This is a genomic window from Vibrio salinus, assembly GCF_021272385.1.
Taxonomy (GTDB): Bacteria; Pseudomonadota; Gammaproteobacteria; order Enterobacterales; family Vibrionaceae; genus Vibrio; species Vibrio salinus.
This window is the reverse complement of record NZ_JAJSDZ010000010.1, coordinates 1,452,544-1,474,514: the sequence shown is the minus strand read 5'-3', so window position 1 is coordinate 1,474,514 and position 21,971 is coordinate 1,452,544. Positions and strand designations below refer to the sequence as shown.

19 protein-coding genes are annotated in these 21,971 nt (G+C 42.6%); 6 read left to right on the top strand and 13 right to left on the bottom strand.

All coding sequences use genetic code 11. The annotated features are described in order from the left end of the window. Positions 1-7 precede the first annotated feature (7 nt). Genes LRQ06_RS20220 through LRQ06_RS20205 form a run of 4 tightly spaced genes read left to right on the top strand, consistent with a single transcriptional unit; the run spans position 8 to position 3,302 of the window. The gene (locus LRQ06_RS20220; protein ID WP_232769023.1) at positions 8-841 is read left to right on the top strand and encodes an ABC transporter permease; all 834 of its coding nucleotides are present in this window, start codon (positions 8-10) and stop codon (positions 839-841) included. Then, the gene (locus LRQ06_RS20215) at positions 834-1,622 is read left to right on the top strand and encodes an ABC transporter permease (RefSeq protein ID WP_232768840.1); all 789 of its coding nucleotides are present in this window, start codon (positions 834-836) and stop codon (positions 1,620-1,622) included. Before LRQ06_RS20220 ends, LRQ06_RS20215 begins: the two co-directional genes overlap by 8 nt. Beyond that, entirely contained in the window at positions 1,619-2,638 is a 1,020-nt protein-coding gene (locus LRQ06_RS20210) for an ABC transporter ATP-binding protein (RefSeq protein WP_232768839.1), read from the top strand. Before LRQ06_RS20215 ends, LRQ06_RS20210 begins: the two co-directional genes overlap by 4 nt. Position 2,639: 1 nt before the next feature. Then, the gene (locus LRQ06_RS20205; protein WP_232768838.1) at positions 2,640-3,302 is read left to right on the top strand and encodes an HAD family hydrolase; all 663 of its coding nucleotides are present in this window, start codon (positions 2,640-2,642) and stop codon (positions 3,300-3,302) included. Positions 3,303-3,341: 39 nt separating this feature from the next. On the opposite strand, the gene nosR is transcribed toward LRQ06_RS20205, so the two are convergent. From nosR to dgcN, 13 genes are all read right to left on the bottom strand, one after another. Continuing rightward, positions 3,342-4,691: a response regulator c-di-GMP phosphodiesterase, NosR family gene (gene nosR, locus LRQ06_RS20200; RefSeq protein ID WP_232768837.1), complete on the bottom strand. Its 1,350-nt coding sequence runs from the start codon at positions 4,689-4,691 to the stop codon at positions 3,342-3,344. A gap of 50 nt (positions 4,692-4,741) precedes the next feature. Beyond that, positions 4,742-6,022, bottom strand: coding sequence for an ATP-binding protein (locus LRQ06_RS20195; RefSeq protein WP_232768836.1), 1,281 nt, complete (start codon positions 6,020-6,022; stop codon positions 4,742-4,744). A 14-nt stretch (positions 6,023-6,036) separates the two neighbouring features. Beyond that, positions 6,037-6,621 (bottom strand): chemotaxis protein CheC, encoded by a 585-nt coding sequence (locus LRQ06_RS20190; protein WP_232768835.1) that lies wholly within the window; start codon positions 6,619-6,621, stop codon positions 6,037-6,039. Next, the gene (locus LRQ06_RS20185) at positions 6,618-6,983 is read right to left on the bottom strand and encodes a response regulator (RefSeq protein ID WP_232768834.1); all 366 of its coding nucleotides are present in this window, start codon (positions 6,981-6,983) and stop codon (positions 6,618-6,620) included. The genes LRQ06_RS20190 and LRQ06_RS20185 overlap by 4 nt, the downstream gene beginning before the upstream one ends. Before the next feature lie 28 nt (positions 6,984-7,011). Then, entirely contained in the window at positions 7,012-8,178 is a 1,167-nt protein-coding gene (locus LRQ06_RS20180; protein WP_373054866.1) for an HDOD domain-containing protein, read from the bottom strand. 3 nt (positions 8,179-8,181) lie between these two features. Next, positions 8,182-8,484, bottom strand: coding sequence for an Hpt domain-containing protein (locus LRQ06_RS20175; RefSeq protein ID WP_232768832.1), 303 nt, complete (start codon positions 8,482-8,484; stop codon positions 8,182-8,184). A gap of 180 nt (positions 8,485-8,664) precedes the next feature. Continuing rightward, entirely contained in the window at positions 8,665-9,486 is an 822-nt protein-coding gene (locus LRQ06_RS20170) for a Cof-type HAD-IIB family hydrolase (protein ID WP_232768831.1), read from the bottom strand. Positions 9,487-9,656: 170 nt separating this feature from the next. After that, positions 9,657-11,093: an efflux transporter outer membrane subunit gene (locus tag LRQ06_RS20165; protein ID WP_232768830.1), complete on the bottom strand. Its 1,437-nt coding sequence runs from the start codon at positions 11,091-11,093 to the stop codon at positions 9,657-9,659. Further along, positions 11,083-14,235, bottom strand: coding sequence for an efflux RND transporter permease subunit (locus LRQ06_RS20160; protein ID WP_232768829.1), 3,153 nt, complete (start codon positions 14,233-14,235; stop codon positions 11,083-11,085). The genes LRQ06_RS20165 and LRQ06_RS20160 overlap by 11 nt, the downstream gene beginning before the upstream one ends. Before the next feature lie 3 nt (positions 14,236-14,238). Next, positions 14,239-15,399, bottom strand: a complete 1,161-nt coding sequence (locus tag LRQ06_RS20155) for an efflux RND transporter periplasmic adaptor subunit (RefSeq protein WP_232768828.1) — start codon at positions 15,397-15,399, stop codon at positions 14,239-14,241. A 362-nt stretch (positions 15,400-15,761) separates the two neighbouring features. Then, a complete protein-coding gene (locus tag LRQ06_RS20150) occupies positions 15,762-16,619 on the bottom strand; it encodes a D-amino-acid transaminase (RefSeq protein WP_232768827.1) in 858 nt (285 codons plus the stop codon). 15 nt (positions 16,620-16,634) lie between these two features. Next, positions 16,635-17,609 (bottom strand): N-acetyl-D-Glu racemase DgcA, encoded by a 975-nt coding sequence (gene dgcA / locus LRQ06_RS20145; protein WP_232768826.1) that lies wholly within the window; start codon positions 17,607-17,609, stop codon positions 16,635-16,637. Further along, a complete protein-coding gene (dgcN, locus tag LRQ06_RS20140) occupies positions 17,609-18,613 on the bottom strand; it encodes an N-acetyltransferase DgcN (protein WP_232768825.1) in 1,005 nt (334 codons plus the stop codon). The genes dgcA and dgcN overlap by 1 nt, the downstream gene beginning before the upstream one ends. 813 nt (positions 18,614-19,426) lie before the next feature. Between dgcN and LRQ06_RS20135 the strand changes: the two genes are divergently transcribed. Continuing rightward, positions 19,427-20,806, top strand: a complete 1,380-nt coding sequence (locus LRQ06_RS20135) for an alanine/glycine:cation symporter family protein (RefSeq protein WP_232768824.1) — start codon at positions 19,427-19,429, stop codon at positions 20,804-20,806. 69 nt (positions 20,807-20,875) lie between these two features. Next, a complete protein-coding gene (gene alr, locus LRQ06_RS20130; RefSeq protein ID WP_232768823.1) occupies positions 20,876-21,952 on the top strand; it encodes an alanine racemase in 1,077 nt (358 codons plus the stop codon). The last annotated feature ends 19 nt before the right edge of the window (positions 21,953-21,971 follow it).

Below are 21,971 nucleotides of genomic sequence, written 5' to 3'. Positions count from 1 at the left end.
CAAGCGGATGCTGAAATTAAAAAAATGGAAACCACTATTACTCATTCTGCCCTTCGCTGCCGTTTTTTACTTATTCCAGATAGCGCCCATGGTATGGGTCGTGATTAACAGCTTCATTGCAGATGATGAATGGTCGTTTGCCAACTACGTTGATATTGCCGATTCAAAATTTATTTTACAGGGATTTTCGAACAGTCTCTGGATTTCGTTTTGGTCAAGTATCATCGGATTGATGCTGGCCGCCATACTGGTTTCTTCCCTGCGCCATCTGGATGGGAAATTAAAAAGAGCCATTATTGCGTTTACCAATATGAGCAGTAACTTTGTTGGGGTACCACTGGCTTTCGCCTTCATTATCATTTTGGGTACCAACGGCTCGGTAACCCTTTTATTGAAAGAAATTGGACTGATTGATGGCTTCAACCTCTATAACCGGTGGGGCTTACTCACCCTCTATATTTATTTTCAGATACCACTGGGGGTTTTACTTCTCTATCCGGCCTATGACGCCTTAAAACAAGACTGGTACGATGCTGCGGCACTGCTTGGTGCCAGTGTCTGGAAATACTGGCTAAAAATTGCGATTCCCGTTCTGTCACCTGCTCTGCTGGGCACTTTCATTATTCTGTTCGCAAATGCAATCGGAGCCTACGCCAGTGTGTATGCACTGACGAGCGGTAACTACAATATGGTGACGATCCGAATCGCCAGTCTGGTATCGGGGGACCTTTTCCTTGAGCCCAATCTGGCCGCCGCTATCTCTGTTTTATTAATCGCCCTCCTCGCTCTGGTTACCATCGTCAACCAGTGGTTAGTATCAAGGAGTTACCGTCATGCGTAATTCAGATCTTTTTTACCACAAAACCATTGTCTATGGCGTGTCAACTCTGCTTTTGATACCAATTTTGGCTACACTTGCATATTCCTTGTCCTCCCACTGGGGAGCCACCATCCTGCCAGATGGATTTACGCTGCACTGGTATCGGGATTTATTGTCAGACCCACGATTTCTGCAGGCATTCCGGCGATCGCTGTTCATCTGTTTCTGCTCTCTGGCACTGGCCACAATCCTGGTCCTGCCAATGATATTTGTCGTGTTTTATTACTACCCCAAACTCGACAAAGTCATGAACATTCTGATTCTATTGCCGTTCGCTGTCCCACCTGTGGTTTCCTCGGTTGGCTTACTGCAAATCTATGCTGACAGCTCATTATCCATTGTCGGAACACCATGGATATTAATCGGCACCTACTTTACGATTGCCTTACCGTTTATGTACCGGGCGATTTCAAATAGTTTTATCGCTATCAATCTTCGCGATCTTATTGATGCGGCTCATTTGCTTGGTGCAAGTACCACAAAAGCATTTCTTTTAATTATTTTGCCTAACCTGAAAAAAGGGTTAATGGCTTCTTTATTCGTTTCATTCTCCTTTTTACTGGGAGAATTCGTATTTGCCAATATTCTGGTCGGCACCCGCTACGAAACATTGCAGGTTTACCTGTATAACATGCGTCAGACCAGCGGACACTTCACGTCAGCTCTGGTTATCACGTATTTCCTGTTTATCTTTGTATGCACATGGCTGGCAACTCATCTTAGTGCAGGGAGCAAAAAATGAGCTACGTAGAAGTTAATAAGTTAAAAAAAGCATTTGGTGATAACCTTGTATTTAACGATATCGATTTTTCTATCGAACAGGGTGAATTCATTACATTACTTGGCCCGAGTGGCTGTGGAAAATCAACGCTGTTGCGCAGTATCGCCGGTCTTAATGACATCGATGAAGGAGAAGTATGGGTCGATGGGCAAAACATCACTCATCTGTCACCACAAAAACGGGAAATCGGTATGGTGTTTCAGTCGTATGCCCTGTTCCCTAACATGACCGTCACGGATAACATTGGCTTCGGATTAAAAATGAAAGGGGTGACAAAACAACGGTCTCAATCCGACATCGCGAAATTCATTGATCTGGTCGAGCTAGGTGGAAAAGAAAAATTTTATCCTCACGAATTGTCAGGAGGTCAACGTCAGCGAGTAGCTTTGGCAAGAGCCCTGGTCATGCAGCCAAGGATCTTATTGCTCGATGAACCGCTGTCTGCACTGGATGCAAAAATACGGAAAAACCTACGGCAACAGATACGGGATATTCAGAAAGAACTGAACCTGACCACGGTATTTGTAACTCATGACCAAGAAGAAGCCATGTTAATGTCCGATCGGATATTTCTGATGAATGGGGGCGAAATCGTTCAGCAAGGAAAACCCGAAGACATTTACACCCAGCCCAAAAATGAATTTGTTGCCGGGTTTATGGGACACTATAATCTCGTCACGGCGGAAACTGCCAGTCAATGGTTTACTATCAGCGCCGGCCCAACTGTTGCCATCCGTCCGGAATCCATTTATGTCCGTGAAGAAGGCCGACAGTATGGCAGTCATATTTCAGCCCCGATAGCTGCCACGATTAAACAACATCAGCTACTTGGTAACGTGATTCGTTACACCGTCAATGTCGGCGAACAGGAGTTAACTGTCGATATGCTTAACCGCTCTTCAGAACGATTAATGCCTCCGGGTAATACAATCGATATCATGTTCAACTTAAATGAAATTCAACCAGTGAGAAATTAGTATGCCACAGCCCCTATATGTTTTTGATATGGATGACACGTTAATTGATGGGGACTGCTCCATGCTATGGAACCAATATCTGGTCAATAAAGGCATTGTCACCTCCCCTGACTTTTTAGAAACAGATAAAAGATTAATGGATCTCTATTCTATCGGAAAAATGGATATGGAAGAGTATCTGGAATTTTTCATGCAACCCCTCATTAATATTCCCCAACAGGAAGTAAACAGAATGGTTGATGAATTTGTCTCCGATTACGTAAAGCCAAGAGTATTTAATGAAGCCCTTTCTCTGATTAACGACCTAAAAGCACAATCACACACAATGCTGATCATTTCAGCGACAGTGAGTTTTATTGTCCGTAAAGTCGCAGTATCTCTTGGTGTTTCTGAAGCTATCGGTATTGACATGGTTATCCAAAATGATCGCTATACATCGAAAATTGAAGGGGTTCCAAGTTACCGGGAAGGAAAAATCAAACGGTTAAAAGACTGGATTGGGCAAGAAGAAAATAAATACACTTCAGTTCATTTTTATACAGATTCAATTAATGACTTGCCTTTATGTGAATATTCAGACTACACATATTTAATCAACCCTTGCACACAACTTAAAAAAGAGGCAAACAGCAGACCTTGGCAAATTTATCATTGGGGTAAATAACCGACTTTGTCGCAGCCTGTCGGCTGCGATGGTTCTCTGCTAAATATACACTGATATCGGCATAGAAGAGGATTCTTCAATTTCTTTTAACCGGACCAATAACGCCGAACTGATAGCATTTCCGGCAGTCACCATCAAATTACCGTTAGGTAAGTACAAATCTCGCTTAACGATCATTCCCGGCTTAATTTCGCTAAGACTGACGCAAAGTTCGATTCCCTCTTCAATCTCTGTCGGAACGGACACCATTGAAACATATGCTTCAACCACCTTTGGATCATAGAATTTACCGGCATTTTTCTTAAGGTATTCTTGTGCACTCTGAGGTGTTATACGCCGGGTGTTATACGGTGATGCTACATAGAAATCATAATCTTTTACCACTTTTATAATTCTTGAACCAATCGGTATATCTTCCTGAAACAGGTGATCAGGCTTACCCGTACCATCATAGAGTTCGTCCTGATGTTTTATAATACGAACCAGAGGTTCAAACCGTTTCAGTCTTCCTACAATTTTAGCACCAACCACCGCGTTAACATCCGGAACCTTCGCCACTCTGGTTCCAGGATTAATCTTAGTAAATTCAAAGTCTTGATTATTTGCACCAATTAAACCGATCTGATGCATTAGTCCACACAAATAAACATACCCTACATCGGCTTCTGGCAATTTAAGCCGAAGTGCCACGGCTTTAGCCTGATTCGCAATACGTTCAACATGATCCTCCGGATAACCAGTCCGATATTGTATGATAACGGATACCATACTCAGAATATCTTTAAAGGTTTTATTCCGATTCTTTAAAAGGGCTTCCAGACGAATGTTTGATTGCTTCAACGCTTTTGTTCTTATCTGAACCTGTTTTTCGAGCTCTGAATTAAAATTTTTCAGACGGTGATTTGACTCTTCCAATGCATCATTCATCGCTTCCAGTTGCTTATTCCTGACAGCGATTTCTTCATTCAAACGTTGTCTGTCAATCTTCAACTGATAAAACTCAGCGGCTTTAGCCACAGTCAGTTTTAGATTCTCATTATCCCAGGGTTTGCTGATATAAGTATGAATCCCACCTTCATTGACAGCTCGTACTGTTGACTGAACGTCGCTGTATCCGGTTAATAAAATCCTTACTGAATCGGGTTTAAGCTCTTTGGCGATAGCAAGAAAATCTGCTCCGTCCATTTCAGGCATTCTCATATCTGAAATAATAATGGCAACTTCATTACTCTCAAGATAGGACAGTGCTTCTTTCCCATCACTGAATAAAATGACATTGTAGTCCAAACGCAAAACCCGGTTCAGAGATTTCAGAATTTCATTTTCATCATCCAATAACAGAATATTCAGTTTTTCTACCGTTTCATGATTTACGATATCATCACCCATTTATGCTTCTCCGTCACATATACTCCGCACCCGGTCGCCATTCATCTTTATCATTTTTTTTCAATAGGAAGAGTTATGGTAAACTCAGACCCTTTGCCCATTTCACTATCAACTGAAATAGACCCCTTGTGGGTATTAATGATGCCATAAGAAACCGATAACCCCAGCCCGGTCCCCGAACCCACGGCCTTCGTTGTAAAAAACGGCTCAAAGATCCGATCTCTGACTTCTTCAGGTATACCAATCCCTGTATCTCTTATTTTTATCTCGATATTCTCATCAATACGCCTGACCGAAATAAAAATAGTCCCTTCACCTTCAATTGCCTGACTGGCATTAACCAAGACATTTAACAACACCTGATTGATCTGCATTGGCTGACAAAAAATGTCAGGTAATTCTTCTTCAAAATCTTTTTCAACAGTGATGCTGTATTTAATTTCATTATTAATAATTTTCAGCGTCGACTCGATACAGTTTTTAATACTCGCGTAAGTCCATTCAGAACCATCAATATGAGAAAACTCTTTCAGGTTTTTAACTATCGACATCACTCTTGATGAACCTTCCAGTGATTCATCAATAAGATCAACTGTATCCTCTAAAATGAAATCAACCTGATGCTTATCCAGAACACGCTGACAATTTTCTTTTAACTGCCCATCTCCATTATCAGCAATGCTTTTTTTAAGATCACCAATCACTGTTGCTAACTTATCGACATAATCTTTCAGTGTCTGAATATTGGAAGTAATAAACCCTACCGGGTTATTAATTTCATGAGCAATACCAGCCGAAAGCTGACCAATTGATGCCATTTTTTCAGACTGAACCAATTGCCCTTGTGCATCTTCCAGCTTACGAATCAGTTTTTTCTGTTCCAGATGTTCAACTTCTAATTGATTAGAAATCGCCTTTAATTGTTTTTGTTGGCTTGCCTGAATCGTCACGTCATAGACACACACACAGACGTGATCGATACTGCCATCATCGCTATGTATTGGAATCACTTCCAGATCCTGATACATCTGTTCTTCATCTCCGGAAACCGGCCGGGAACTTTTAAAAGGCAATACATGTGGATTTTGTTCCCAGGATGAAAAACTTGAGGATTCAATAATCAACGCCGTATCAATTTTGCGTTTTATATGGTGTGCAGCCTCAGGAAATAACTCGAGAATATTTTGTCCCTGCATATCATCCCCCTCAAAAAGGGCCCGGGACTGGAAATACTCATTGGCTTTTACAATAGTGTACTCACGATTCACAATGCATAATGCAAATGATAACTGGTTTAGTAAATCAGAAAATAGCAGCTTACTTTTTGCCATATCGCCTCCGCTACTCACATTAACTCATCGAGATGAGTCAAAACTCTGCTTAATTCCTGATCAGCAAAGCAAATGATTGTTTTAGCAGAAAACGCGGCTTTCTCAACCAGAAAAGAAATCTCCATAATAAGGGAAAGTTTCCACTGAGAGACCGGTAAGGGTTGCTTTTCCGGCTCAAAAATAACCGGGGGATGGATGTTGGTCTTCACATCTATCTGCTGACACAATCCTTTCAGACTTGCCCCTGATAAAATATTTGAAATATCCAGAATATTTTCTTCGATACTGATCTCATCCGATTCATCAGCGCCCTTTGCTTTATTGAGATCACTGACTACCTGAGCACATCCCGTCCTGCTAAGTAAAGTAATCAATTCACCATCCATTCCCCCAAAAAAGGACTGCCGGGTATAAATGAAATCATCCTGACGAACCTGGAAATATCGCAAATCCTCTTCCGTCGCCAGGTGAATGTTCGGAACAGAAATTACCACATGCAGGTTCAACAATGTTGCCAGTTTGTTTGCCGCCCGGCCCATGGAAATGTTCATAAACTCCTGAAGGGCATCTTTGTGATCTTCCGATAGCGTCATATTCATATCAGTCCTACCTCAAACAAAGCCTCTTTGAGAACCATAGGATCCAGTGGTTTTTTTATGAATGTTACGGCGCCAAGTTCTTTCACTTTTTGCTGCGCATAAGGCTGGATGTCTGCACTAATAACAACAACGATGGACTTGGCATCAATATTGTGCAGGTATTCAAGTACCTGAAATCCGTCCATTTCCGGCATTGTCAGATCCAAAAACATAACTTCAGCTAAACCATTTTCGTAGTTTTCTATTGCTTCTTTGCCGTTTGTAGCTTCACTGATTTCGACATCCCACTCTTCCGGTAGCGCTCTGATAACAGACTTACGGGACATTCGGGAATCATCTGCGATAGTTAATTTTATTGCCATATAAGCACCTCAACCGGTCACTAACCAACTACTGTGAACTCAATAAAACACTCTGATTATCTAAGAGAAGAAAAGAAATAGAATCAGGTAATCCCTCTAATAACGACTGAAAATCTGATTCAGAAGTGCACTGAGCTATTTGACTGGCGATGCCAACAATACTGGCTAAAAAAGCGATATCATTTTCTTCATCAAACGCTCTGTTCCTCTGATTTAAAATAATTTCACCAACTTCTATTTCATATCCCCATAAAATCAGTACATAGGCCGCAATGATATGATAGTCAAAAAGCCCTTCCTGAAACTTTATGAACTCTCCCAACTCTTTCTCTTTTGCTCCATAACCCAACATTAGTAAAGCGCCAACTGAAGTCAGTAGCGCTGCGATAAAGACCTTATCCTGTTCACTGCTACTCCGGCCAAGCTTTTTTGCCAGTAATCGGGCGATCGCACCGGATTTCAAAGAAATATCCGCGATATTGCGATGTTGTGCTTTAGTCAGATTGTCTTCATTCACGTTAATAAGCATTGAAATAGCAACACTTTCAATCAATGACGCTCCCAGACGGGTTACGGCTTCTGTTAATGACTCGGTACTATGCCGGAACCCAAAAAAAGGTGAGTTGGCAATTTGTAAAAGTTTTGCCACCAGCACTGGTTCGTGGCTAACCACGTTTGCAATCCGTTGTGAATCACAATCCGGATCCTTTAATGCCTCTTTTAATTTTGTTACACAAGCCGGTAAAACAGGCAGTCCGGTAAAATTGCCCAGTTTTTTTCTGCATTCTGAGGTGAAGGGCATCTTATGCAATCGCTCTGCGCTGACAAACAAATGCTCAAAATGTTCCTGAGCAAACGGCTTCGGAATAACAAAATGAGCATAATCATGAGCAACTTTCGGCAAATCACTGGTCGTATCGCCAGTTAACAGAACCCGTATTGACTGCGGATAAGAGAGCCGAATTTCTTCAAGCAGTGCGTCGCCCCGCTTTTTAGGCATAATCAGGTCTGAAATAAAAATATCAATGTGGTCATTGGGATTGCCTTCCATGCGCCACTTCTCAAACCACTGAACTGAATCTTCGTACATATAAATATTCCAGTGTGGTCGAAGCCTCCTTATCACTCTGCCTATTGCTTTAAGCATAAAACTATCATCATCTAAACAGACAACAGTTAACGTTACCTCTTCCATCATCTATTTATCCTCGCTTAAATAGCTTTCAATCTCAGTAAGCAAGTCAGAAAATTCGGTTAACAGAGACTCATAAGAGTATTCCTTCTCTGCATCATCCTGTCTTCCGTTCAGCTCGATAAATTCCAATCGTTTAGCTAAATTAGTAGCACCAATAAAACGAGAGGAAGATTTCATTTTATGAGCAAGCATTCTTATTTTCTTTGAATCAGAATTTTGCCAACCCTTTTTAAATTCATCCAGAGAGGGATGAATCGACTCCATATAATTTTCCAGCATCGACGATATATTTTCATCCCCGACCATGTTTGCAACCGTTTGTAAATCAAAATGCGTAGGATTAATCATAATAGAAATAATTGTTAGTAAATCACTAAGTTAATCCTAGCGTATATTTAAAGATCAGGAGAAATTTTAAACACGACGATGTTAACAATTACGATAAAGTCGGGTGCTAAAATGACTCTCGCCTTTGTTACTATAAAATTACGATAAAAAATACTTCTCTATCATTTTGGCTAAACCATCGCCATTATTATCTGTTTCACAGACTTTGTCTGCACAAGCTTTTACACCCGGTTCCGCATTTTTCATCGCAACACCTAAACCAGCCAGTTGAATCATCGATACGTCGTTATAATTGTCTCCAACGGCCATAACTTCATCTGGCGAAATCCCTTTTTCAATAAGATACTGTGAGAGGCGATTCCCTTTACTATTTCCAGCCGGAGCACAATCAACACGGTTAAACCACGACTGCTCAGGGTTAAAGGTGTCCTGAACCCAGTGATCATTAATCAGAGAAGATAAGGATTCCGGTAAACCTTCCAATACAATCTTCCAGACATATTCCGCACTAAAAATCGCATCTTCAAACGAGTCCGTCGATTCTATACGGGGCCTTTGCTCCTCAGGAAACAACTGAGCCCAGTGAACCATCTGCTGAATGTAGTCAACCGGATTAGAGTCGGAATACAACATAGCATCCGCAACATACAAAACCTGCTTTATTCCGGCTTCTTCTGCCATTTTATGAAAACGTAAGGCATCTTCTTTTTTTAATGCATTTTCCATCAACACTTTCTGATTCAGATAATCGTACATATAAGTACCATTACAACAGATCGTTGGTGTTGTCAGAGCCAGTTCCTGATAATAAGGTTGTGCAGCGACATGATGTCGCCCGGTGACAAACAGCACTTCAACCTGAGTTTTTACGGCATTTAACACCTCTTTCAGGTAAGGAGAAATAGTATGGTCATTCGACAATACTGTCCCATCCATATCTAATGCGAGAAGTTTATACATGATATTCCCTCACTTTGTCGTTTCGTTAGCTAATACGAACAATATTGTTATACATTCTCATATAAAACGGATTTATTCTATTGCAGATCTCGAGGATTAGCAGTGAAAAAAAAACGCACTAATTGGGTTATTAGTGCGTTTATTGCTAGGTTATTTTTCAATTCATCAGGCTAATCAACCTGATCCATCGCATGCTTGACGGACGTTGACGCTTCGTGGTCAGCGGCGGACCACCCTCCACCCAACGCTTTGAACAAGTTAATCCTGCTTGTCAGCAAACTAAGATGAGAAGTCAGCTCACTTTCCTGGGCGCTAAACAACGAACGTTGTGCATCAAGTAAATCGATATAGCTGTCATTGCCTTTTTCATAGCGCATTTTCGCCAGCTCGTAGTACTGTTCATTCGCTTTCAGGTTGGCTTTTTGAGCATCCCACTCTTCCAGATAATGCTTCTGACCGAGCAACGCATCTGACACTTCTTTAAAGCCCGTTTCGATTGCTTTCTGATAAGCTATGATGGATGACTGTTTCTTAATTTTCGCCAAATCCAGATTAGCTGAGTTATTCCCCCAGTCAAAAATTGGCACTGACAAAGAAGGAATAAATGACCAGTAACCCGACCCTGAGCTGAACAGGTTATCCAGAGACTGACTTGCACTACCAAAACCGGCAGTCAGACTGATCGTTGGGAAAAATGCGGCTCGGGCAGCGCCCACATTCGCATTAGCTGCTTTAAGTGAATGTTCCGCGGCCAGAATATCTGGACGGGACAACAGCAAATCAGACGACGCGCCGACTTTCAGCTCAGATAAAAATGCACCGGTTTCTTCCGGTAGCTGTCCGGTAATATGCCGGTCTATCGGGGCACCAACTAATTGACGCAGGGTATTGTACTCCTGAGCAACTGACAAACGGTACTTAGCTGCAGTTGCTTTGGCACTATACAACGCTGTTTTACTCTGCGCTAACGTCAACGCATCACTATAACCGGCATCGTAACGAGTCTGCACCAGCTTCAATGTCTGCTCATAAGCATTGACGGTATCATCAGTAAGTGAAACCAGTTGTTCATCCGCAAGCAAAGACATATAACTGGTTGCTACTTCAGCGACCAGAGAGATTACCGCACTTCTACGAGCTTCATCCTGTGAAAAATAGTTTTCTAATGCTTGATCAGACAAGCTTTTCACACGACCAAACAAATCCAGCTCGTAGCTGCTGACCCCAACTGTTGCCTGTTTATAATGATTATAAGCCTTACCGGCACCGGTATAGTTATCCGAAAAACGCTGATTAGTCACGGAACCAGAAGCATTCAGTCCCGGATATCGTGCCGAATCCTGAATCCGGTATTGAGCTTTTAAAGAAGCCACATTTAAGACCGTCTGACGAAGATCTTTATTATTTTTCAGGGCCATTTCAACCAATGACTGTAAGTGTTCATCGGCCATGAACGTTTTCCAGTCTGGTAAAGCGGTCGCATTAGATTGCTGTGCAACGCCTTGCCAGCCAGCCGTTTTCGGCATGTCCGGACGTTGATAATCGGGTGCCATACTGCACCCTGTTAGTACTACTGCGACCATCAAAGGAAGCATTTTAATTTGCATTTGTGTTTTCCTCTTCAGACGCTATCACTTTCAGGTTATTTGGTTTTGTCCTAAACAGACGCATGACCATAACGAAAAAGACCGGAACAAAGAAAATAGAAAGTATTGTAGCCGATAGCATACCACCGACAACACCAATACCAATCGCATTTCGCGATGCCGCACCGGCACCGGTACTCAAAGCAAGAGGTAACACCCCAAGAATAAACGCAAATGATGTCATCATAATCGGACGTAGCCTCATACGGCACGATTCGATGGTCGCTTTAACAAGATCCATACCCTCGTCATACTGAGCTTTAGCAAATTCTACAATCAATATCGCATTTTTCGCAGAAAGACCGATAGTTGTTAACAAGCCAACCTGGAAATAGACATCATTAGACAGCCCTTTGAACGTAGCAGCCAAAACGGCACCCAGAATACCCAGAGGCACAACCAGAATCACTGAGAACGGTACACTCCAGCTTTCATACAGTGCCGCCAGTGACAAGAACACGATTAACAAAGAAATACCATATAGCAATCCCGCCTGAGCAGAAGATTGTTTCTCCTGATAAGAGATACCACCCCATTCAATGCCATAACCAGCAGGTAGTTTCTTCGCCAATGCTTCCATCTCGGCCATGGCCTGTCCAGAACTTCTTCCCGCAGCAGCAGAGCCCTGAATGTTGATAGAAGGTGCACCATTGAAACGTTCCAGTTTAGGCGAACCATAGGTCCAGTGATAACTTGCGAAAGCACTGAATGGTACCATTTCACCTTTACTGTTTCTGACATGCCACAGGTTCAGGTCTTCCGGGTTCATACGGTATGGCGCATCAGCCTGAACATATACCTTTTTAATTCGTCCATTATCTACAAAGTCATTCACATAAGTGGACCCCCAAGCGGTCGATAATGCCGAGTTTACATCACTCACAGCCACATCCATCGCCATTGCTTTCTCATAATCAATGTTAATACGAAACTGAGGACCATCACTCATACCATTAGGGCGCACGGCAGTTAAATTCCGATCCTGTGCCGCCATGCCCAAGAGTTGATTTCGGGCCTGAATTAATTTTGCATGTCCCTGATTTCCCCGGTCAACCAGATAGGCATCAAAACCACTGGACGTACCCAACCCGGGAACGGCCGGCATATTAAATGCGAAAACCTGAGCCTCTTTAATCGTCGCAAAATAACCGTATGCTCTGCCAATGATAGCACCAACTGACTGATCAGGACGAGTACGTTTACTCCAGTCTTTTAATTTAACAAAGGCCATTCCCATATTCTGACCACTACCGGCAAAACTGAAACCAGCAATTGTAAATACCGAATCAACGTTTCCTTTTTCTTTGTTCTTAAAGTATTCCTGAAGCTTTTTGTTTACAGCTAATGTTCTTTCCTGAGTCGCCCCGGAAGGAAGCATAACGATAGCTAAAAACATCCCCTGATCTTCTTCCGGAAGAAATGAACCCGGTAACCGTTGCCACATAACCATCAGACCACCGACAATCACCAAATAAACGATGCCAAAGCGGATCTTACGGTTTAAATTCTTAGCCACATTATTACGGTATTTATCCGTTCCCAGATTAAAAGCCGTATTAAACCAGGCAAGCGGTCCATGCTGAATATGTTGTTCACCATGCTTACGAGGTTTCAGCAACGTTGCACACAACGCCGGCGTCAGAATCATCGCCACTAACACGGAGAGCACCATTGCTGACACAATTGTCACTGAGAACTGTCGATAAATCTCGCCGGATGCACCACCAAAGAAGGCCATTGGAACAAATACTGCACTCAGTACCAGTGCAATACCGACTAAGGCGCCGGTAATCTGGCCCATCGATTTGCGTGTCGCCTGTAATGGCGGAAGTCCATCCTCCTCCATCACACGCTCAACGTTTTCGACCACCACTATCGCATCGTCCACCAGCAAGCCAATCGCCAGAACCAGACCAAACATTGTCAATGTGTTTATCGAATACCCAAACGCAGCCATAATACCGAATGTACCCAAGAGTACGACCGGGACGGCAATAGTTGGAATTAACGTCGCCCGGAAATTCTGCAGGAACACGAACATGACAATGAAGACAAGAATGACCGCTTCAATTAAGGTATGAACGACTTCCTCGATAGAAATTTTCACAAATGGCGTCGTGTCATATGGGTACACAGCTTTCAAATTACTTGGGAAAAATGGTTCAAGTTCATGTATTTTAGCTCGTACATTTTCTGCTGTATCCAGAGCGTTTGCACCGGTAGCCAGTTTCACAGCAATACCGGTAGAGTACTGGCCGTTAAACCGGGACTGAGCCAGATAGCTCTCGGCCCCCATTTCAACACGAGCAACATCTTTGACCCGGACCTGAGAGCCATCGCTCTGAACTTTGAGTAAAATGTTTCCGAATTGTTCAACAGTACTCAGACGTCCCTGAGCGGTAATGGTTGCCGTCAGTTGCTGACCAGGAACCGATGGTGTACCACCCAATTGACCTACGGATATCTGAGAGTTCTGGCTGGCAATCGCACTGGTTACATCACTTGGAGTCAAACTGAATTTATTCAGTTTATTCGGGTCAAGCCAGATTCGCATTGAGTGCTGACCACCAAAGACCTGAACTTCACCAACCCCCTGAACCCGGCTGATGGGATCTTTTACGTTAGAAATAACGTAGTCAGCCAGTTCAGTATTATTCATTGAACCATCTTTAGAAATAAATCCAACCACCATCAGAAAACTGCTGGTTGATTTGGCAACGGTAATACCAGTATTAACAACTGAATCCGGCAATGTAGATTCAACCGCACTCAGTTTATTCTGAACCTGCACCTGAGCGATATCTGGATCGGTCCCAGTGGCAAAAGTTAACTGGATAGTAAACCGACCAGCTGAATCACTACTGGAGTTCATATAAAGCAAATTATCGATACCATTCATGTTCTGCTCGATAACCTGTGTAACGCTGTCTTCCACCGTTTTCGCCGAAGCCCCGGTATACGTTCCAGAGATACTCACTGCTGGCGGCGCAATTTGCGGATACTGCTCAATAGGCAGGGTTTCAATAGACAGAATCCCCCCGAGCATGATCAATATCGCAATTACCCATGCAAATATGGGTCTGTCGATAAAAAAGCGAGCCATATATTATTGTCCTTTATTTTCACTGGCTGAAGTTGGGGCAACCAGCACGCCATCACGAATTTTCTGTAACCCGGATACGATGATTTGATCGCCATCTTTAATGCCGGAAGTAACTAACCAGTTCTGTCCTATTACTCGTTCTGCTTTGACAACACGATCTTCAACTTTCTTGTCTGCACCAACAATTTTCACATGAGCCTGACCTTTTTCATCTCGGGTCACGGCGGTCTGAGGAATCAAAAATGCATCTTCTTTGTAGTCAACCGGAACGCTAGCTCTGACATATAAGCCGGGAAGAAGTAAATGTTCTTTATTGGGCAGCAACGCGCGTAATGTCACCGTACCGGTACTCTCATCAACACTCACATCCGCAAACTGCAACGTTGCTTCCTGAGTAATTTTGGTCCCATCATCCAAAGTCAGCTTAATCCCACTGAGTTTTTTCGCCTGTTTACCATGATCATCCTTCGCATGCTGGCGAAGTTTCAACACTTCACTACTGGGCTGAGACAGATCGACATACAACGGATCAATTTGCTGAATCGTTGCCAGATAAGTTGATTGGGCCGCTGTTACTAACGCCCCTTCAGAAACGATAGATTTTCCGATACGACCTGAAATTGGTGCTTTAATTTTGGTATAGCCGAGGTTGATCTGAGCAGACTTAACCTTCGCTTTAGCCGCCATTACAGAAGCTTTCGCTTCCCGGTATGTCGCCATAGCATCTTCATAATCCTGCTCACTAATCGCTCTGTTTTTAACTAATCCCTGATAGCGGTCGGCCTGCATTTTCGCTTTTTCAAGCGTGGCCTGAGCTGAAGCTAAATCGGCTTTTGCACTATCCAGTGCCACTTCATAGGTAGACGGATCAATTTGATACAGAACCTCTCCTTTTTTAACCGAGCTACCTTCAACAAAAAATCGTTTGAGAAGAATACCATCAACCTGAGGTCTCACTTCGGCTATCCGATAAGCGCTTGTCCGTCCAGGTAATCTGTCGGTTACTTCAACCGCCTGGTGATGCGCCACAATAGAGTCTACTGCAACGGCTCTTACTTGGTGTTGTCCAGCCGGAGTTGAGGATTCATCCTGACAACCAGCAAGTGCAAGAGCCAGTCCCAAAGCAAGAACGGACTTGCTAAAAATAGGCAAGACTTTCGCCATTATATCTCTCCTGAAAGTTAATCATCTTTCTTTTTTAATTAACAATTAAACACTCACACGAATGTTACAATGTAACACTATAAATCCATGATAACGTTTATCTTGCTCTCTGAATAAATTTCTCATTACTAATTGTAGTCTATCGTATACAGCGGTTAATATTTGGTTAAATATCACCATGCAATCGATCAAATATACAAATTTATGCTCTATTACAACACTTTGTAACCTATTGACCAAATACAATTTTCAATATTTTACATAATGAAAAAATTGAGCTGCACAATCACATTATGGCTATAAAACAGACACAAAAAAGCCCCTATTAAAATAGGGGCCCAGAAAAGGAGGACAGAAGGGGATTACTCAGCAAGTTCTTTAGCGGTATTAATATAAATATCGCGTAGTTTTAGTGAAAACTCACCCGGTTTTCCATCTGCGACCGGCTTACCGTCAATTTCGACAACAGGCCATACAAATGTCGTTGCAGAACTGATAAATGCTTCTTTCGCAGCATAGGCTTCCTCAATAGTAAAATTTCGTTCTTCAATCTCAACTCCGGTGTCTTTTGCCAGTTTCATGAGAGAAGCACGTGTAATACCATGAAGAATGTCGTTACTCAGCGGACGGGTAACCAATTTACCTTCCTGAGTCACAATGTAAGCATTGCTGGAACCGCCTTCAGTAACAAAACCATCTTCAATCAGCCAGACATCATCGGCTTTTGCTGCGTGAGCAGCATGTTTAGCAAGACAAGCGGGAAGAAGACTTGTTGTTTTAATATCACGACGACGCCAACGAATATCATTGTATGAAATGACTTTAATTCCGGTTTCACGCTTAGGACAATTGATCAAAGTTCTGGATTGAGTAAACAGAACCAATGTTGGTTCAATGTCATCGCTATAATCAAAATCACGATCGCTTTCCGCACCACGGGAAAGCTGTAAATAGATCCCGCCTTCAACCAAACCATTTTTCTCAATCAGTTTTCTTTGAATTGCAGTCAGTTCCGCACCGGTAACCGGCAATTTAATACCCAGTTCTTTGGTTGAGCGTTCAAGACGAGCAAGATGCCCCGGATTGTCGATAAGTTTACCGTCAAGGACAGCAGTAACTTCATAAACCGCATCCGCAAATAAGAAACCACGATCAAATATTGATATTTGAGCTTCAGATTCAGGAATATAGTCTCCATTTAAATAAACGATACGTTCCATAATAAAAATTCCTCTCTAGCCCCATAACCGTTGGTCAAAAGGCATCATTAAATTCTGTGAAAATTCAAAACCATGCTCAATGTCACGGGCAAGAAGCAATGGCCCGTCCAGATCAACTACTTCTGCACCCTGCGCCGCAACGTATGCCGGAGCCATACTTAAAGAAGAAGAAAGCATGCACCCGACCATAATTCTCAGCCCTGCGTTTTCAGCCATTTCTTTCAGAGCCAACGCTTCCGTCAATCCACCGGTTTTGTCGGTCTTGATATTGATCATATCGTACCGGCCAATTACACGTTCCAGACTACTTCTGTCATGACAGGACTCATCAGCACAGATCGGAATAGGTCTGTCTAAACCATCAAGAAAGTGGTCATTATCTGCATGGAATGGTTGCTCAATCATTGCAACATTCAGTTTGACTAACTCCGGGATCAATGCCAGATAAGTCTCTTTATCCCATGCTTCATTTGCATCAAGAATAATCTTTGCGTTTGGCGCACCACGTCTTACTGCCTGAACTCGCTCAAGGTCCTCAGGCCCGCCCAGCTTTAACTTAAGCAATGGGCGATGCGAATTTTCAATAGCAGACTGCTCCATACGATGAGGTTTATCCAACGAAAGCGTATATGCAGTGGTTAAAGGTTCCGGTTTCACTTGCAAGGCGTCCCAAACGGAATTTCTCGATGACTTCAGTTCCAGATCCCACATTGCACAATCTATCGCGTTTCGCGCAGCACCAGACGGCAACAGTGACTGAAGTTGATCACGGCTGATACCGCATTTTACTTCAGGTAAAACCCATTCAATCTGTGCTTTTACGTTCTCTAACGTTTCACCATACCGGCCATAAGGAACACACTCTCCACGCCCCGTAACACCGTCGCTATTCAGTTCAACAATTATCGTTTCCGCAGACGTTTTCGTTCCGCGGGATATTGTAAATGAACCTCTGATCGGCCAACTTTTCTGATAGACACTGACTTCCATTAGATCTCCGAAAGTTTATCAACAATACGGGCAACCCCCTGGCGGAATGGATCAATCACAGGCAAACCGATTTCAGATTCTACCTTGTCCATGTATTCCAGAGCCGCCTGTTCTTCTAAACCTGATGTATTGATAGAAACACCAACTACCGTTGCTTTCGGGTTAACAAGTCTTGCCATCGTTTGGTTAAGTTCGATACAAGCTTTAATAGTTGGTTGCTTATAATCAGGCAAACCTCGCATATGATCACGTGTTGGTTCGTGACATAGAACTAATGCATCGGGTTGCGAACCATGAATAAGGCCCAGGGTAACACCCGAATATGACGCATGAAATAGAGAGCCCTGACCTTCAATAACATCCCAGTGCTTCTCATCTGCAGCAGGTGTAATCGTTTCAATCGCACCGGCAATGAAATCGGCAACAACACAATCTGCACTGACACCGCCGCCAGAAATTAAGATACCGGTTTGACCCGTTGCACGGAAATCTGCATCCATACCACGATCGGTCATTTCTTTTTCAATAGCCAGAGAGGTATACATTTTCCCTACAGAGCAATCCGTACCAACGGTCAGTACCCGTTTGCCTGAACGTTTTTTACCGCTGGCAACTGGATATACCTGAGTAGGATAACGGACATCAAACAATGAACGGCCATTTTTTTCTGCACATGCGACCAGTTCCGGTATGTCGGCAAGTTTATTATGCAGGCCAGCAGCGATATCCATACCAGATTCCAATGCTTCAATCAAAACACTGATCCACTCTTCAGAAATAATTCCACCCCGGTTTGCTACACCAATAACTAATGTTTTCGCGCCTGCAGCGGCGGCATCTTTAATGGTAAGGTCAGGCAAACCACAATCTGCATTACAATTTTTCAGGCGAAACTGACCAACACAGTAATCCGGTCTCCATGTTTTGATACCTTGTGCTACTTTTGCTGCCAACGCATCTGCCGCGTCACCTAAGAATAGTAAATATGGTTGTTTAAGTTCCATCTCTGAATCTCTCCGATTTGTTGAATATTTATATTGCGATTATAAATTTCGAGTTAGTTTCCATTCATAGTGCAAAATACATGACAACTTTTCACAATCAAACAAATAAAAACCACAACAAACACATGAAATAATGCATTGATATGCGAAATTCTATATTTTTTGTGACTATTTATTCATATTTAACACAATATTAACTTAATGTTATTATTCTGAGTTTTATCTTTTTTTAAGAATAATATATATGCAGCTATAAATACGAACAGAAAATTAGTTCAAAGATTGGTATATTTTAGTTTTATATAATTTCAAATAAATTGGCATAAATAGCGAATCTATCCTTTATGGATTTATTAGTAAGAATAGGTTTATATTGTGATCTATATCACAATAAGAAGTAAACAGAAACATATCTGAAACAATATAAAAACAATCATGTGCTTTTTTTGCACTATAACGGGTCATTTATGCACCAAAATAGCTTTTCATATCATCTGAGTTTTCATAACCTTCGTTAAATCCACAAAAATAATACGCTCATTACAACCGTTATTTCCAGATTTAAACTCCACAGAAACACACTCACAAAACAGAGTTAAATCTTGCATTTTGCTATTTTTATAGATTTAAATAAAAAAATGATATCTTTAGAAATAAATCAGCGATATCATCTTCGTTGAATAGAAATAGACTATAAATGTGCTCAATATCACTTGCTCTAAACATAAACTGAGTATTCCGACCAATTGGTGCGCATATTGCAGTTCAGTAATAATCAAGTCTTTTATGCAATTATTCTCAGGAGAACCACAGATGGAACTGATACAAAAATTTATCGGTGAAATTAACGGCATTGTGTGGGGTGTTCCCATGCTTGTCATGATTTTAGGCGTAGGGATATTTTTAAACTTCGGATTAAAATTTATGCCACTGTTTAACATCTCACGTGCATTCAAACTAATGTGGGGTGGTCGTAAGGAAAGTGAAAATGGAGATGGTGAAATCCCTCCATTTCAGGCTCTGATGACAGCAATGTCCGCGACTGTTGGTACAGGTAATATTGCCGGTGTTGCAACCGCCGTTTTCATCGGTGGTCCGGGTGCATTATTCTGGATGTGGATGACAGCCTTACTCGGAATGGCCACAAAATACGCCGAAGCAGTACTGGCGGTTAAATATCGTGAAACTGACGAAAACGGAAGCTTCGTTGGTGGCCCAATGTACTATATTAAAAACGGTATGGGACAGAAGTGGGCCTGGCTAGGGACTCTGTTTGCATTTTTTGGTACGTTTGCCTGTTTTGGTATTGGTAATGGTGTTCAAATTAACTCGATTGCTCAGGTTCTGCAAAGCAGCTTCTCTTTCTCCCCTCTTATTGTAGGCATTGTTGTTATGGTTATGGCAGGGGCTGTGTTAATCGGTGGTATTAAGCGGATCGGTGCTTTTGCCGGCGCTTTAGTCCCATTTATGGCATTGGCTTATGTAGGATGCGGACTGGTCATTCTGGCAGCTAATGCCGGAGACATTGGTTCTGCACTAACCCTTGTATTTAAAGAAGCCTTTACCCCAACATCTGCTGAAGGCGGCTTTGCCGGTGCTACAGTCTGGATGGCCGTTCGTTTTGGTGTGGCTCGAGGTATTTTTTCAAACGAAGCCGGTCTTGGTTCAGCGCCGATTGCACACGCCAGTGCTCATACTGATGATCCTGTTCGTCAGGGAATGATCGCGATGCTTGGTACCTTTATTGATACACTTCTTATCTGTACTATTACAGGTTTAGTGATCATCATTTCGGGACAGTGGACAAGTGGTGAATCTGGTGCTGCATTAACTTCTGCCGCATTCAATCAGGTACTTCCTGGGATTGGCGGATATCTGGTTTCAGTCAGCCTTGCTGTATTTGCGTTTACCACCATTGTGGGATGGTCCGTTTATGGCGAACGTTGTGCCATTTATTTATTCGGTTCAAAAGCCGTTATGCCTTTCAGAATTATTTTTGTGTTAGCACTGCCAATCGGAGCAACGATGTCTCTGGATTTTGTCTGGCTCCTGAGTGATACACTAAATGCTATGATGGCCATTCCAAACCTTATCGCACTGGCAGTTCTTAGCCCGGTAGTCTTTAAACTAACCAAGGCTTACTTTACTGCACCAGAAGATAAAGAGGAGGATGGTGTTTCAGTCGAATCTTAATAAACAAACCGCCTGAGGCTTTTCTGCCTCAGGCACACTACGTCCAACAAAGCAATATCAGGAACGATTATGATTACAGCAGAAGCCGTAATAGATTTCAGGGCATTAAATCGTAACTACGATACACTGAAATCTCGATGTGAAGGCCAAAAAGTAGTTGCAGTAATAAAAGGAAATGCATACGGACATAATGCCGTCAGAACCGCAAAAACCCTATCCCAGGCTGATATGTTTGCTGTATCACGAATTGAAGAAGCAATCGAATTAAGAGATGCAGGCATCCCTCAGCCCATTCTGTTATTGGAAGGCTGTTTCTGCGCAGAAGATTTAAAGATAGCAGCAGCAAAAAACTTTCATACCGCAATCCATTGTGAAGAACAGCTAAAAGATTTAGAACAAACCACGCTGGCAAAACCGGTGACTGCCTGGATTAAACTGGATACAGGAATGCACCGTTTAGGCGTACAACCTTATGAACTTCCAGACTTTGTAAGCCGGGCAGAAGCCACTAAAAAACTGGCTGGTCCGGTCGGTTTTATGAGTCACTTCTGCTGTGCCGATGATAAATCCGCAAAGGCAACTGCAAAACAACTGGATATTTTTCTTAAATCGACAGCTCCATATCCAGGTCCCAAAACGCTGGCTAATTCAGCAGGCATTCTGTACTGGGAAACATCTCACCTTGATTATTGCCGGGCAGGAATTGCGTTATATGGCATCAGTCCCTCAGAAGGTATAACCGGTGCCAAGCTTGGACTGGAGCCGGTAATGACATTAAAAACGAAGCTGATTGCCGTCAGAAAACACGATGCGAACCAGCCCGTAGGCTATGGAGAAACCTGGACATCAGAAAGAGATACATACATCGGTGTCATAGCAATGGGCTACGGAGATGGCTTCCCACGTAGTGCTCCATCCGGTACCCCTGTATATATCAACGGACGTATCGTCCCAATATCCGGCAGAGTCTCAATGGATATGATAACTGTTGATCTCGGCCCGGACTGTCAGGATAAAGTGGGTGACAGCGTTGAAATGTGGGGGAAAAACCTTCCGGTAGAAAAAGTGGCCGAAGCGGCCGGAACCATTCCCTATGAACTGGTGATCAAACTGGCAAACCGAATTAAAAAAACCTATCTGGATTAACCTTCTGTCAAAAAACAGT